This is a genomic window from Flavobacterium muglaense (genome assembly GCF_014305155.1).
GTDB lineage: Bacteria > Bacteroidota > Bacteroidia > Flavobacteriales > Flavobacteriaceae > Flavobacterium > Flavobacterium muglaense.
Genome location: NZ_JACRUK010000021.1, coordinates 1 through 15,391 on the forward strand (window position 1 = coordinate 1; position 15,391 = coordinate 15,391).

The 15,391-nt window shown below is 33.7% G+C and carries 9 protein-coding genes and 1 tRNA gene; 7 read left to right on the forward strand and 3 right to left on the reverse strand.

The annotated features are described in order from the left end of the window. Positions 1–156: 156 nt before the first annotated feature. The 4 genes from H8R24_RS09910 (at position 157) to H8R24_RS09925 (ending at position 7,926) form a co-directional block, all read left to right on the forward strand. Positions 157–3,762 (forward strand): P-loop NTPase, encoded by a 3,606-nt coding sequence (locus H8R24_RS09910; RefSeq protein ID WP_187018529.1) that lies wholly within the window; start codon positions 157–159, stop codon positions 3,760–3,762. 1,656 nt (positions 3,763–5,418) lie between these two features. After that, positions 5,419–5,480 (forward strand) — tRNA-Ser (locus H8R24_RS09915). A gap of 402 nt (positions 5,481–5,882) precedes the next feature. Next, positions 5,883–6,980, forward strand: a complete 1,098-nt coding sequence (locus tag H8R24_RS09920) for a slipin family protein (protein WP_187018532.1) — start codon at positions 5,883–5,885, stop codon at positions 6,978–6,980. Between the two features lie 424 nt (positions 6,981–7,404). Further along, positions 7,405–7,926: an NADPH-dependent FMN reductase gene (locus H8R24_RS09925; protein WP_187018534.1), complete on the forward strand. Its 522-nt coding sequence runs from the start codon at positions 7,405–7,407 to the stop codon at positions 7,924–7,926. 331 nt (positions 7,927–8,257) lie between these two features. On the opposite strand, the gene H8R24_RS09930 is transcribed toward H8R24_RS09925, so the two are convergent. Genes H8R24_RS09930 through H8R24_RS09940 form a run of 3 tightly spaced genes read right to left on the reverse strand, consistent with a single transcriptional unit; the run spans position 8,258 to position 9,314 of the window. Then, positions 8,258–8,560 carry a type II toxin-antitoxin system RelE/ParE family toxin gene (locus H8R24_RS09930; protein ID WP_187018536.1) on the reverse strand — a complete coding sequence of 101 codons (303 nt, stop codon included), beginning with the start codon at positions 8,558–8,560 and terminating at the stop codon, positions 8,258–8,260. Further along, positions 8,560–8,778, reverse strand: coding sequence for a hypothetical protein (locus H8R24_RS09935; RefSeq protein WP_187018538.1), 219 nt, complete (start codon positions 8,776–8,778; stop codon positions 8,560–8,562). The genes H8R24_RS09930 and H8R24_RS09935 overlap by 1 nt, the downstream gene beginning before the upstream one ends. 59 nt (positions 8,779–8,837) lie before the next feature. Next, positions 8,838–9,314, reverse strand: coding sequence for a thioredoxin domain-containing protein (locus tag H8R24_RS09940; protein ID WP_187018541.1), 477 nt, complete (start codon positions 9,312–9,314; stop codon positions 8,838–8,840). A gap of 356 nt (positions 9,315–9,670) precedes the next feature. Between H8R24_RS09940 and H8R24_RS09945 the strand changes: the two genes are divergently transcribed. From H8R24_RS09945 to H8R24_RS09955, 3 genes are read left to right on the forward strand one after another with little or no spacing between them, the layout of a single operon-like run. Beyond that, positions 9,671–11,533 carry a DNA topoisomerase IV subunit B gene (locus H8R24_RS09945; RefSeq protein ID WP_187018543.1) on the forward strand — a complete coding sequence of 621 codons (1,863 nt, stop codon included), beginning with the start codon at positions 9,671–9,673 and terminating at the stop codon, positions 11,531–11,533. 26 nt (positions 11,534–11,559) lie between these two features. Further along, the gene (locus H8R24_RS09950) at positions 11,560–12,657 is read left to right on the forward strand and encodes a PDDEXK nuclease domain-containing protein (protein ID WP_187018546.1); all 1,098 of its coding nucleotides are present in this window, start codon (positions 11,560–11,562) and stop codon (positions 12,655–12,657) included. 7 nt (positions 12,658–12,664) lie between these two features. Next, positions 12,665–15,364, forward strand: a complete 2,700-nt coding sequence (locus H8R24_RS09955; RefSeq protein ID WP_187018548.1) for a DNA gyrase/topoisomerase IV subunit A — start codon at positions 12,665–12,667, stop codon at positions 15,362–15,364. The last annotated feature ends 27 nt before the right edge of the window (positions 15,365–15,391 follow it).

Consider the following 15,391-nt stretch of genomic DNA (forward strand, 5'->3'; position numbering starts at 1 on the left):
AATTATTAAGATGATGAAGCATAAACACATTGGATTACAAATAATTAAAATAAGTACATAACTTTACACCTCTAAAGATCTTTTACTAATAAAGGATCTCATGACAGTAATCATCAAAACTTAAAACCAAATGAGAGTGATATACAGTATTGTATAGTGATTTTTAAAAACATCATTAAATGGTTTTGGAAAGAAAAAATGCGTTTCGATTTACCTCAGTCTGTAATTGATGCTATTGCTAATTTAGAGATAAATGATGAAATGTTAATTGAAAATGATGAGTGGGATTATCTTTCAAATATATGTGATAACTTTAGTTCTACTACACAGAATTTTTTAATATCTCCCCCTAAATTTAAAGATTTGTCTACTGATCAATTAATGATTCTATCAAAAATTAATTGGAATATTATTTTTGATTTTGATGTTAATTCTAAGAAAGATGGTCTTTTTTCTGCATTTGATGGCAATTTAGCAAGGAGTATTAGACCTATTACGATAGAACAAATCAATCAAAAAAATATAATAAGTTCGTCAAAACATAGTACAAACTGGTTTTTTGCCAATGGTATTTCTGATATTTCAAATACTGTTGTAAACAATTATAAGGAATGGAGAACTAAAAAATACATTTCATTATTAGAACAAATTATTGAAGATTATATTAACCAATCAAGCCAATCTCAGTTAAATGTAATTATTCTATATGATGAAATAAATTATATTGAAAAAATTGTAGAAGTAATTTCAGATAAATATCCTGAAAATTTACTAAATATTATTTTTTTATCGGACAATGAGGATAAATTTTATTCAATAACAGAGAAATACGATAATATACATATTATAAATATTTCTATTACTGAATTTGTACAATCAATAAATTCCTCAATTCAATCAAAAAATTTAGATATAAAATCTATACAGATACCTGCTAAAAAAGAAGATAATGACATCTTTATTGATATTAAAGAAAATTACTTATCCCTTTTGGATAAGGATATTGAAATTTTACATAAGTCAATTCATAATTTAATTCCACCGGAAGGAGATTTATTATCATTTTATAAGGGTGGTATAATACAATGGAATGAGCTAGCAAATGAAATTGAAGTTCGAAGAGATATAGAAAAAGAGGTTTTTGAAAAGGTAGAAACCTATCTCAGCAAACAAAGTAGTAAAGGGCCAATTATTGAGTTGTATCACAATCCAGGAAGTGGAGGTACAACTCTTTCTAGGAAGATTGCATTTAATTTAAAAGACAAATATCCAGTTGTAATAATAAATAGCTACAAGAGAAGTGTTACAAGCCAAGGATTATTTGATCTATCCGAATTAACTAAAAAACCAATTCTAGCGATAGTTGAATCGCATAATGTAAATGTAAATGATTTGAATTCTTTGATAAGGGAAAATAATGCTGCTAAAAAGCATATTGTATATTTATACCTGCAAAGATTTTACAAGAAAACTTCGGGATCAAAAAGTAAATCGTCCGAAGTTTATCTTAGAGATTTTATGATAACAATTGATGAAAGAGATCGTTTTGTGAATAAGTTTTCATTAAATATTCCGAGTCGAGAAAAAGATGTAGCGATGTTAAAATATTATCAGCCTTCTGAATGCGATGTTATTGATTTTTCTTTAACTGCGTTTGCAGATAATTTTTCAAAAGATAAAATTACAGATTATGTAAAAACATATCTTCAAGAAATACCACAAAACCAAAAAGAGTTCATAGTTTATACCTGTTTATATTATTATTACACACAAAGTTCAATATCTGAGTTTTGGTTTTACAAAAAATTTATTAATAATTCATTGTCTAAAGAAGTTACTTCAAACCAGATAATAAGTAAGCTGTTAATTAGAGAAAAAGATGATAGTGGAGACTATAACGGCTTTTGGCGTCCAAGATTTAATCAGTTTGCTAAAATAATTATTTCAGTGTCTCTTGAGACTTCTGAAAATGGTAATTGGAAAGATTTTTTATCTGAGTGGAGCAATAAATTTATTAATGATTGTAGAGAGAGTAATGAATTTTTAATTGATGAAGTTCGTGTAGCTTTCAAAAAAATGTTTTTGCTAAGGAATAATGAAGATGTTATTGGTTTAGATAATATTGATGATATTAATAATAATAATAAATTTTCACAACTTATTAATGATGTGAAGGACTCAATTCAGCAGAAGCGTATATTTAAAAACTTAACAATAAGTTATCCAAATGAAGCTCACTATAGAGCTCACTTTGGAAGATTTTTATTTGAAAAACAGGAAAGTGAAGAGGATTTAGATTTAGCAAAAATTGAAATCTCAGAAGCGATATATTTAGGGCAAAATGACTACAATCTTTGGCATTTGAAAGGAATGTGTAATAGAAAGACAATTGAGTTTAAACTTAACAAAAGTTATAATTTGGATGTTAACGATTTTGAAGAATTCTTTAATTGGTTGAAAACAGAAACAGAAGAAGCGCAAGATTATTTTTCTAATAGTAAGGAAATTAGGTCTGATAATTTACATTGTCACACTGCAGAAATTCAAATGTTAATTAGAGTAATAAATTTTGCAAAAGAAACATTATATCTAGATATTTCTATAAACTCATTTTTAATTTTACCCGAAAATATTTGGTATGAAAATCAATTAAATAAAATTTTAGAGTTAATTGAGGAAGCAAATTATATTATTGAATTGTCGACAGATATGGACAATGCAAAGCATATGAATAAGGCCAGAAATATGATTGAAGATGGAGAGGCAAAGACTTTTAGGCTATTAGGGGATATCACTAAAGCTATTGACAAATACAAAAAGATGTCTGAAACAAGTCATAACAGTAGTAGACCTTATTTTAGAAAAATGTTTGTTTTTTCAACTTTAGCGAGTAAAGTTCAAGGAGATATGAAAAAGATGAAATTTGCATGGAGTTTAATAAGCGACTATGAACGTAAGGAAATTTTAAGGTTAATTGAAAGTAATATACATGACCAGCCAGATATTTCAAGTAATTATCGAATATGGTTACAATGTGTTAGGTATAATTCTAATTATGTTAGTTTGGAGGATGTAATTAGCAAGATAAAAATATGGTACGATAATAGTGGGCAAAATAGAATTTCTAGATTAGAAGCAACTTATTATAATTATGTTTTTAACGCTATTACATTGATAGAAAAAGGTGAAGCTTTAAATGAAATTCAATTGAATAAAACGATAAATTATATACAAGAATGTAAAGAAATAACAACAAATGATAAATTTAATTTTGAATGGTATGGGGTAGGAAAAGGCTCTAAGAAAATATTAAATTATGTTGAATTAGGTTCAATGAAAAATGAAGGTGCAAAGCTATTTGAAGATGACTCTAAATTGCAAGAAGTTGAAGGGACAATTATCACAATTGATGATAGACAAAAAGGTAAGATTAAGCTTAAATCTGGATTAGAAGCTTTCTTTGTTCCCGCTGTAGGTAAGTTTGAAAAAGGAAAAGATGAAACTACAAATGTTAAATTTTATGTTAGTTTTAGATATGACGGATTGCAGGCTTGGCAAGTAAAGAGAATAGGCAAAGACAAAGATAAAATTGAATTTGTAGAAGAAAGCAAGAGTGAGAATACAAATAAAAATAATAACAATGTAAAAGAAATAAAAAATATAGAAATTATTCCTTTAAAAGAAATTGTGAAAAGCGATTTTCCTCAGTTACCAAAGCCTAAAATAGTTGGATCTGTTGATTTAAGTAAATTTAAGAAATAACTATTCAAGCACTATAACCCGCTCGCTCAGATATACAGTAAATATCTCGTAAAAGGATAGCGCGGATTTGGAATCCGTGCCCACAAAGTAGAGCAAGTAAAGCGATTACAGTTTGATTATTTTAAAATTTAAACTATCAATCTAAGCCACAAGCGCCCTAATTCAGGGCGCTTTTTTCGTTTGTACAAAAAATATTTTTCACTACGCAAAATAACTGCGCACATCCTTTTGAATATTTGTTCAAGAAATAAAACAAGTTCTTTGAATAGTATAAAATGTAGTAAGATACGGATGTCACATCGAGCGGAGTCGAGATGCGCTCGATGTGACGGTACAGTTTGAAAAAGCGATCGCTAATGGGATTTAAATTAAGTAGTTGCGTATGTCAGTTCGGGTGTTTCGACTTTGCTCTAGACAGGCTTAATTCGAGAACCATTATGAGCAAAACACGAGCATCTCGACTGCGCTCGATCTGATAAAACCATTGGGGTCTTGATTATAAATCAATTTAGTTGATACAGATGTAAGTTTGCGTCTTTCAACTTCGCTCTAGACAGGCTTAAGTCGTTAGCAATTATAAAAGCCAGATGAGCATCTCGACTCCGCTCGATCTGACAAAAGCATTGGGGTCTTGATTATAAATCAATTTAATTGATACAGATGTAAGTTTGCGTCTTTCAACTTCGCTCTAGACAGGCTTAAGTCGTTAGCAATTATAAAAGCCAGATGAGCATCTCGACTCCGCTCGATGTGACAAAAGCATTGGGGTCTTGATTATAAATCAAATTAGTTGATACAGATGTCAGTTCGAGTGTTTCGACTTCGCTTTAGTCAGGCTTAAGTCGAAAACAATTATGAGCACAACACGAGCATCTCGACTCCGCTCGATGTGACAGCACAGTTTGATAAAGCGATCGTATTAATGATTTAAATTAAGTAGTTGCGTATGTAAGTTCGAGTGTTTCGACTTTGCTCTAGACAGGCTTAATTCGAGAGCAATTATGAAAGCCAGATGAGCATCTCGACTCCGCTCGATGTAACAAAAGCATTGGGGTCTTGATTGTAAATCAATTTAGTTGATAAAGATGTAAGTTCGAGGCTTTCGAATTCGCTTTAGTCAGGCTTAAGTCAAGAACAATTATGAGCACAACACGAGCATCTCGACTCCGCTCGATGTGACGGTACAGTTTGAAAAAGCGATCGCTAATAGAATTTAAATTAAGCAGTCGTGTATGTCAGTTCGCGTCTTTCAACTTCGCTCTAGACAGGCTTAAGTCAAGAGCAATTATGAAAGCCAGACGAGCATCTCGACTCCGCTCGATGTGACAGCGCAGTTTGAGAAAGCGATCGCTAATAGGAGTTAAATTAAGTAGTTACGTATGTCAGTTCGGGCCTTTCGACTTCGCTCTAGACAGGCTTAAGTCGAGAACAGTTATGAGTACAACACGAGCATCTCGACTCCGCTCGATCTGATAAGAATTACGTTATAACACAATATCAAACAAGTCCTGTTGCGTGTTTCTGAATAGCACCATTGTAGAGAACTTTTCGCGAAAGCGTATGATGTTTCTCTATGCAACTTGATTTGGAGGTTTTAGGCTGTTTTCCAAAAAACGGTCTCACTCTATAGATGTGGGTTCGAATCCCACTCCGCCTCGGCGGATAGTTCAGTATGGATAGAACAATAGAAAATTCGCAGGTTCGAATCCTGCAGTCGATTTTGGTTCGATTTGACGTCTGGTTGTCGCCAGAGCGCATCACTCTTTAAAAGATGCATCCTAAAAAAACTGATTTGTCTTTGTCAGTGAAAGTTGGATTGTAAAAATCCAATAGTTTACACTCTTGATAAAGCCAGTGCAAGCAAGAACGGAAGTAGTAATAGGCTTTTTCTTTTCGGTTGGATTGATGAAGTGCATAAAAGCACTTTATTGAATAAGACCGCAAAACAATTAGCATTGTCGGCTACCTAAATGTTTGTCCGTTTTCTCGGAGGAGAAAGACAAAAAGGTTTTTTATTTAAAAAAAAATAGAAGAGAATAGAAAAAACAAATACTAAGAAAGTTGGGGAACTTGAACCCTTAAACTTGAAACAAAAAAACAATTTAAAACAAAAAGAAATCATGATAAAAAGAATTACAGTCGATACGTACCAAGTAGGTTTGGTATTCGAAAATAGAAAATTAATGAATGTGATCACTGAAGGTTCACACTGGATATTGGGGAATAAACAAGTAACGGTTTACGAGAAAACAGTGGCGTTTCAAACTCCTTATGAGTTTGATGTATTGATGCAAAATGAAGTTTTGGCTTCGTTGTTAGAAGTCATAACCGTTGCTGATAATGAGATTTCCTTGAAGTTTGTCAACGGAAATTTCAAGGAAGTTTTGACAGCTGGAACTTATGCTTTTTGGAAAGGAGTAAGCAATACTTTTTTCTCTAAAATTGATTTGGCACAAACAGAAGTTACGGCTGATATTCCAAAGTTTTTGTTTGAAACAGTATTGTTAAAACCTTACTTAAGAAAGTTTGTTGTATCAAGTAACGACAAGGCTTTGTTGTTTGTTAATGGGGCTTTTGTTAGGGAATTGGCTGCGGGAACGCATTACTTTTGGAACAATAGCACTACTATCGAAGTGAAAACGGCTGATATGAGGCAACAACAATTGGAAATTGCGGGTCAAGAGTTGTTAACTAAAGACAAGGCAGGATTGAGAATCAATTTTTTTGTGAGGTATCAAGTAATCGTAATCAAGAAAGCCTTGGTGGACAATAAAGATTTCGAAAAGCAGTTGTATGTGTTGATGCAATTGGCTTTGAGGGCTTTTGTGAGTAGCATGACGTTAGACGAATTGTTGAGTAAGAAAGACAGTATTGCTTCGGCTATTTTGGAGGAGGTGACGACTAAAATTAGTGCTTTAGGTTTGGAAGTTTCAGATGCTGGAATTAGAGATGTGATTTTACCAGGAGATATGAAAGAGATTATGAATCAGGTTTTGGTGGCTGAGAAAAAAGCACAAGCCAACAGCATCATGAGACGAGAAGAAACCGCATCGACTAGAAGCTTATTGAATACCGCTAAATTAATGGAGGAAAACGAAATGTTATGGAAATTGAAAGAGATGGAATACGTGGAGAAAATCGCCGATAAAATTGGTGAAATTACGATCTCTGGTGGTGGAAACGTGATCACACAATTGAAAGAGATTTTTGTGAAGTAGAAATTTTAGCCACAGATTAGCACATGTTTAGAGGATTAGCAAGAACTAATCCTTTAAACATGTGCTAATCTTTTGTGTAAAAAAACTGCTTAAATCTGCGTGCAAAAAATCAGCACGCGGATTCGGCAGATTTTCGCAGATAAAAATTTAGAAATTTATGTGATTTAATGCATTTTTGAATTTGTGTTAATTTGTGACCCGAGCGACAGTGAACAGACGAAGCAAATTTATATCTTTTCTAAGTTTGCAACTCTTTGTCAAAGTCCGACCACTTTCTTTAAATCTGTGGTAAAAAAATATTTTTTTACTAATTAGAAAACCCGTTTTTAATCCGCGTTTTGCTTTAGCAATCCGTTTCATCCGCGTTCCATTTCTTTATTGGTCTGATGATTTAATCCTTTTTTACTATTTTTATAAAAAAAAGATGAAAATAATAGCTTTTGGAGGTAGTTCCAGTAAAAACTCGATCAATAAAAAATTAGCTACTTATGCCGCTTCACTTTTTGAAAATGGGGAGGTAGAAGTTTTGGATTTAAACGACTTTGAGATGCCTGTTTTTAGTGTGGATGTAGAGGAGGGAATTGGTCAACATGTATTGGCGCAGTCTTTTTTGGATAAAATAGCATCAGCAGATGTTTTGGTGGTTTCGCTTGCGGAGAATAATGGAAATTACTCAGCTGCATTTAAGAATATTTTTGACTGGTGTACCCGAATCAATGGTAAAGTGTTTCAACAAAAACCCATGTTACTGATGGCAACATCACCAGGAGGTAGAGGAGGAGCAACGGTTCTCGAAATTGCTAAAAATGCTTTCCCACGCTTTGGTACAGAAATAAAAGGAACGTTTTCATTACCTAATTTCAATGATAATTTTGATGTAGAGAAAGGACAAATTTCGAACTCCGAATTTGATAATCAGTTAAAAGGAATTATTGCTGGTTTTTAAATTTTGAATGTTGTAATTAAACATTTAAATGCATTTTTTATACTTTGTGTGATTACTTTTCTTTTTTATATAATACCTATTCTCAGGATTTATCAACGGTTGATTTGAAAGTAAAAAGTTACCCGCAAAACAGTGCCAATCCAGATGTTTTAGTGAAATGATTAAAGCTGATTTTCTACACCAACTGAGAGGGCAAGGGTGGTATATAGCTGGCTTACAATCAATATACGATACGATGTGGATTTTGCTGAAAAAATGAAAAGCAAACCTATTATAGCATTCTATTATAAAACAGAAAAAGAGAAGCAATTAAAGTAGGGAAAATTCAAAATTAGATGTCTTTTTTTATTTTATCAGGATTTTGTCTTGTGTCGAAAAGAGTGATGATTTCAATCTCATTTTCAATGCTATTTATTCTGTAATAGAAAGTGGTTTGTTTCGTTACAACGCATTTGTATAACCCTTTAAAATCAGAGGATTTAAGACAGCTTTCTGGATGTTTTGATATTTGTTCAATTTTAGAAGTTAAGAGACTAATAAAATCGTTTCTGACTTTTAAATTCCAATTTTCTAGTAGATAATCGTTGAGTTTTAAAAGTTTGTTTTCTGCGAGTTCGGATAGAAAAACATTCATTAAGAGATTTTTTTCAAAAAATCGCTGTAAGCTATTTTTTTTCCTTTGTCTAAGTCCTCGATTCCTTGAAGGATTTCCTTTTGTTCAGAAGCGTTCAATTCATTCCAAAAATCATCTTTTTCAGTTTTAATAAAATCGGTTATTTTTTGAATAAATTTGTCATTCTCAATATTGAGAATCATTTTAACAAGCTGTATTTTAGAATTTTGAATGTCCATTTGTGTTGTGTTTACAGATTCAAAGGTACAAAAAAAGGAAATTGTATTAGGTAAATAATTTATTGTAGTTCTAGGATTAGATTGTTTTTTTTTTTAAATCCTTCTCCGTCAACTTGAATGATTCCTGAAAAATCACATTCAATGTGTTTCATTAAAAGTGCATTTACATCATAACCTTTATTTTTTATATCGCTTGTGGGTAACTGGATGCAAATTATATATTCCGTTGATTTTAAGTGATTAATTACTCTTTTCTTTTTTAGTTCATAAAATTTGGGTGGTCCTATGGAGTTTAAAAATTCTTTAATTTCTTCTTCGACTAATTCATTTGATTTTCCTTTTTTATTTATTTCGATTAATAAAGGTAATCGGTCAACGTCATAAGTAAGTTCGAAATTTGTCCAATTTAAATTATTTAGTTCGGATTCTTGTAAATTTGTCGTTGTATGAAATCCGTCTAATTTTAATTTTTGTAAAATATCACTTATTTTTGGATAACTTGTGTTTGAGCGAAATACTCTTGTGAAATACCCCATTAGTTTTAATTATTATAGCAGATTTTATAATTGTTCAAATCTATGTTTTTTTTTACATGATACAAAAATCATCCTAAAAACAAATATCGTTCTAAATACCCCCGACAGCAGCGGCATCCTTGTGGCGGTGGGCATTTATGCCGCCACAAGATATAGCGAATGGCGGGAGCGGTGTTTCTTGAAAATGCTTAATGTTATGGTACAAATAAAAAATAGACGCTATGATTGTAAAGCTAGGGAGCGTATTTTCAATAACTCACAATTTTGTCAATATCATTCTTAATAACTTTGATTCTTGGTACTTTTAAATTAGTTTGAGATAGCCTATATTAGCACAAAATCGTTAAACCCCCACAATGTCTGATCAAAATCAATATACCGAAGATAATATTCGGTCACTCGACTGGAAAGAACACATCCGTATGCGTCCTGGTATGTATATTGGGAAACTGGGTGATGGTTCTTCTGCTGATGATGGTATTTATATTTTATTAAAAGAGGTACTCGACAACTGTATCGATGAATTCGTTATGGGTGCGGGTAAGACTATTGAAGTTTCTATAAAGGATAAAACGGTTGCTGTACGTGATTACGGCCGTGGTATTCCGTTAGGGAAGGTGATTGACGTAGTTTCTAAAATGAATACTGGGGGTAAATATGACTCGCTGGCATTTAAGAAATCGGTGGGTTTGAATGGAGTAGGTACCAAGGCCGTTAATGCTTTGTCGAACTATTTTAGAGTAGAATCAGTTAGGGATGAGAAGCAAAAAGCGGCAGAATTTTCGGCTGGAAATCTTGTTCTTGAAGAGGAAATCATTGATACTACAAAGCGAAAAGGGACGAAGGTTACTTTTATTCCAGACGAAACTATTTTTAAGAACTACAAATTCAGAAATGAGTATGTGGTTAAAATGCTTAAAAATTATTGTTACCTAAATGCAGGATTAACGATTATTTACAACGGTGAGAAATACTTTTCGGACAATGGATTGAAAGATTTATTAGATGAAAATATTGCCGAAGAGGATATGGTGTACCCAATTATTCACTTAAAAGGGGATGATATCGAGGTAGCGATCACGCACAGTAAATCACAATATAGTGAAGAATACCACTCGTTTGTAAACGGACAGAATACTACGCAAGGAGGAACGCATTTAGTAGCGTTTAGAGAGGCAGTTGTAAAGACGATTAGAGAGTTTTATAATAAGAATTTTGATCCATCTGACATTAGAAAATCTATTGTGAGTGCGGTGAGTGTAAAGGTGATGGAACCGGTATTTGAGTCTCAAACTAAAACAAAATTAGGTTCTACTGATATGGGTTCTGATCCTGGAATGCCCTCTGTACGAACGTTTGTAAATGATTTTGTTAAAAATAAATTAGACAATTACTTACATAAAAACCCTGAAACAGCCGATTTGCTTTTGCGAAAGATTTTGCAGGCAGAGAGAGAACGTAAAGAGCTTTCAGGTATTAGAAAACTAGCCAAAGACAGAGCTAAGAAATCGAACTTACATAATAAAAAACTACGTGACTGCCGTGTGCATTTGCCTGATATTAAAAATGCACGCTATCTAGAGAGCACGTTGTTTATAACAGAGGGGGATTCGGCTTCGGGATCGATAACTAAATCGCGTGATGTGAATACACAAGCCGTTTTTAGTTTACGTGGTAAGCCTTTGAACTCGTACGGAATGAGCAAGAAAATTGTGTATGAAAACGAAGAATTTAATTTACTTCAAGCAGCGCTAGATATTGAGGACGATATGGAGAACTTGCGTTACAACAATATTGTAATTGCAACAGATGCCGATGTCGATGGAATGCACATTAGACTATTGTTGATTACGTTCTTCTTGCAGTTTTTTCCAGAGTTGATCAAGGAGGGACATTTGTATATTTTGCAAACACCATTGTTTAGGGTTCGAAATAAAAAAGAAACCATTTACTGCTACTCAGAGGAGGAGCGTAGAGAAGCGATAGAGAAATTAAAACCAAAACCAGAGATCACTCGATTTAAGGGATTAGGGGAGATTTCGCCAGATGAGTTTCAGTTTTTTATTGGGGAAGACATTCGATTGGATCCTGTCATGATGGATAAAAATACCTCAGTAGAGCAATTGCTTTCTTTTTATATGGGGAAAAACACACCAGACCGTCAAGAGTTTATTATTAAAAACTTGAAGGTAGAATTGGATGTGGTAGAGAAGGAGTAGCGTGATAATTTTGGAAATAAATACGGGTGTCAGAAAGTCTTCAAAATAAAATTTTATTTACTCAGGTAGTTGCGCTGTTGCAAAATGCACGCCAGCAGGTTTTACGTACTGTAAATTCAACGATGGTGTATACTTATTTTGAAATAGGTAGAATGATTGTTGAAGAAGAACAAAACGGAAAAGAAAGAGCGGAGTACGGCAAGCAGATTTTAAAAGGATTATCTACATATCTAACTAAAGAGTTTGGGAAGGGGTTTTCAATGAGGAATTTAGAACAAATAAGAAAGTTCTATAAAACATATTCAAATTCGTCATCACTGTCGACGATTTTACAAAATCAAATTCCGCAGACAGTGTCTGCGGAATTGAAAAATCAGATTCCGCAGTCAGTGACTGCGGAATTCAATAACGCATATTTTGAATTGTTTCGGTCTTATTTCAAATTAACTTGGTCTCATTATACTTTCTTGATGCGCATCGACAATGAACAAGAAAGATGTTTTTACGAAATAGAATCAGAGAAGTACAATTGGAGTGTGCGAGAATTGAAACGTCAATACGACTCAGCGCTATATACCAGATTACCTTTAAGTCGTGATAAGGAAGGAATTTTGAAACTTTCTACTGCAGGACAAATAATCGAGAAGCCAAAAGATCTGATTAAAGATCCTTATATATTGGAGTTTTTAGGTTTGCCCGAATTGCATCACTATTCAGAATCAGATCTGGAGGAAGAAATCATTAATAAGTTAGAAAGCTTTCTTCTGGAATTGGGACACGGCTTTACTTTTGTAGCGCGTCAAGACCGAATTACATTTGACGATAAACATTTTAGAATTGACCTGGTTTTCTATAATCGCGTATTGCGATGTTTTGTACTGATCGATTTAAAAATAGGAGAGTTAAAGCACCAAGATTTAGGACAAATGCAAATGTATGTCAACTATTATGATAGAGAGAAACGCTTAGAAGGTGAAAATAAAACCATTGGAATTGTGCTCTGTCAAAACAAAAGCGATTTAGTGGTTGAATACACATTGCCTGAGAATAACGAACAAATCTTTGCTAGTAAATACAAAACGATATTGCCTAGTAAAGAAGATTTAATAAAATTAATTTCGTAATCACTATATGAAAGACGAGGAAGAAGAAAATATAAATCCAGAGAATGACGATGTAAATTCAGATGATCATGCTGTTGATGAAAATCAAGAAACAGAATCAGATGAAGTAAGCGAAAAATCGACAGGCGGAGGACATTTTTACGATAATAATGAAGACGGTGCAGAGACGATTACTAAGGTAACCGGAATGTATAAGGACTGGTTTTTGGACTATGCATCTTATGTAATCTTGGAACGTGCTGTACCTGCAATCGAAGACGGTTTTAAACCCGTGCAACGTCGTATTATGCACTCGTTGAAGGAGCTGGATGACGGTCGTTATAATAAAGTGGCCAATGTTGTAGGGCACACCATGCAGTATCACCCACACGGGGATGCGAGTATTGGTGATGCTATGGTGCAAATAGGGCAAAAAGAATTATTAATTGACTGCCAGGGAAACTGGGGGAATATTTTAACTGGAGATAGCGCTGCCGCTTCCCGTTATATTGAAGCCCGATTGTCTAAGTTTGCTTTGGAGGTTTTATACAGCCCGAAAATTACAGATTGGGGAATGTCCTATGATGGTCGTAGAGCGGAACCAAATAACTTACCGGTAAAATTCCCATTACTTTTAGCACAAGGAGCCGAAGGAATTGCCGTAGGTCTTTCGACCAAAGTATTGCCACACAATTTTAACGAATTGATAGATGCTTCGGTTAAAGTTTTGAAAGGGAAACCTTTTACGATTTATCCTGATTTTATGACACAAGGTATTGCCGATGTGTCTAATTATAATGATGGAATGCGTGGTGGTCGTGTACGTGTGCGTGCCAAAATTGCGCAGCTAGATAAAAATACTTTGGTGATTACCCAGATTCCGTTTTCGACAAATACAACGACATTGATCGATAGTATTTTGAAAGCAAATGACAAAGGGAAAATCAAAATCAAAAAAATTGAAGACAATACAGCTGCCGATGTTGAGATTTTAATTCACTTGTATCCAGGAGTTTCACCTGATAAAACCATTGATGCCTTGTTTGCTTTTACAGCTTGTGAAACCTCAGTAGCACCATTAGGTTGTGTGATTGAGGATAACAAACCGTTGTTTATTGGAGTGTCTGATATGTTGAAAATATCGACAAACAGAACGGTGCAGCTGTTAAAGAGTGAACTCGAAATCCAATTGAGCGAACTCGAAGAGCAATGGCATTTCTTGTCTTTAGAACGTATTTTTATCGAGAACAAAATCTATCGTGATATTGAGGATAAAACCACAAGGGAAAATGTTATTAAAGCTGTTGATGACGGGTTAAAACCACATATCAAGCATTTAAAGCGTGCGGTGAATGAAGAAGATATTCTGCGATTGCTGGATATTCGAATCATGCGTATCTCTAAATTTGATAGTAACAAAGCACAAGACAAAATTGAAGCGCTAGAGGGTAGTATCGAGCAAGTAAAGCATGATTTAGAACACTTGATTGATTTTGCTATTGCTTATTTCGTTAAGCTAAAAGAAAAATACGGTAAAGGACGTGAACGTCAAACAGAACTTCGCGTTTTTGATGATATTGAAGCAACTAAGGTAGTTTTAAGAAATACTAAGTTATACGTCAATAAAGAAGAAGGATTTGTAGGTACGAGTTTGAAAAAAGACGAGTATGTAACGGATTGTTCCGATATTGATGATGTAATTGTGTTCCTGCGTGATGGAAATATGATGGTAACTAAGGTAGATGCTAAAACCTTTGTGGGGAAAGATATTATTCACATAGCTATTTTTGACAAAAGCGACAAGCGCACCATTTACAACTTGATTTACAGGGATGGAAAGTCAGGCCCTTCGTATATCAAGCGTTTCAATGTTTCTGGGGTAACCAGAGATAAATTGTATGATTTGACAAATGGTACCAAAGGTTCACAGATTCTCTATTTTACTTGTAATAAAAATGGAGAAGCCGAAGTGGTAACGATCCTTTTACGCCAAATAGGAAGTATTAAAAAGCTTAAATTTGACATTGATTTTGCTAACTTGAGTATTAAAGGGCGTGCTTCAAAAGGAAATTTAGTTTCGAAATATCCGATCAAGAAAATCGAAATAAAAGAGAAAGGGATTTCGACATTATTACCAAGAAAAATTTGGTTTGATGATACGGTACGTCGCTTAAATGTGGATGGTAGAGGGGAGTTATTGGGCGAGTTTAGACCTAGTGATAAGATCTTGATCGTTCAGCAATCAGGGAAGTTAAAAGTAGTCATTCCGGAGTTAACCACTCATTTTGATACGGATATGATTGTCTTGGAAAAATGGATTCCTAAAAAACCTATTTCGGCTATTTATTATGATGGGGAGAAAGAACGTTATTATTTAAAGCGTTTCTTGGTGGAGACCGAAAACAAAGAAGAGATCTTTATTACAGAGCATGCTAATTCGCAATTAGAAATTGTTTCTACAGATTATAGACCAGTAGCCGAGCTTGTTTTTCCAAAAATAAAAGGCGTTCAAAAGGAAAGTGTAACCATTGATGTCGAGGATTTTATAGCAGTAAAGGGCTTTAAAGCATTAGGAAATCAATTAACGACCGATAAGTTAAAGCAAGTCAACTTGTTAGAATCATTGCTTTATGAACCACCAGTTGAGGTTAAAGAGACCACAAAAGGAGAGGACGATGATGATACTGATGTGCAACTTGACGATGATGGTCAAGTAATATTATTCTAAAAAAAAAGCTTCCGCGATCACGGAAGC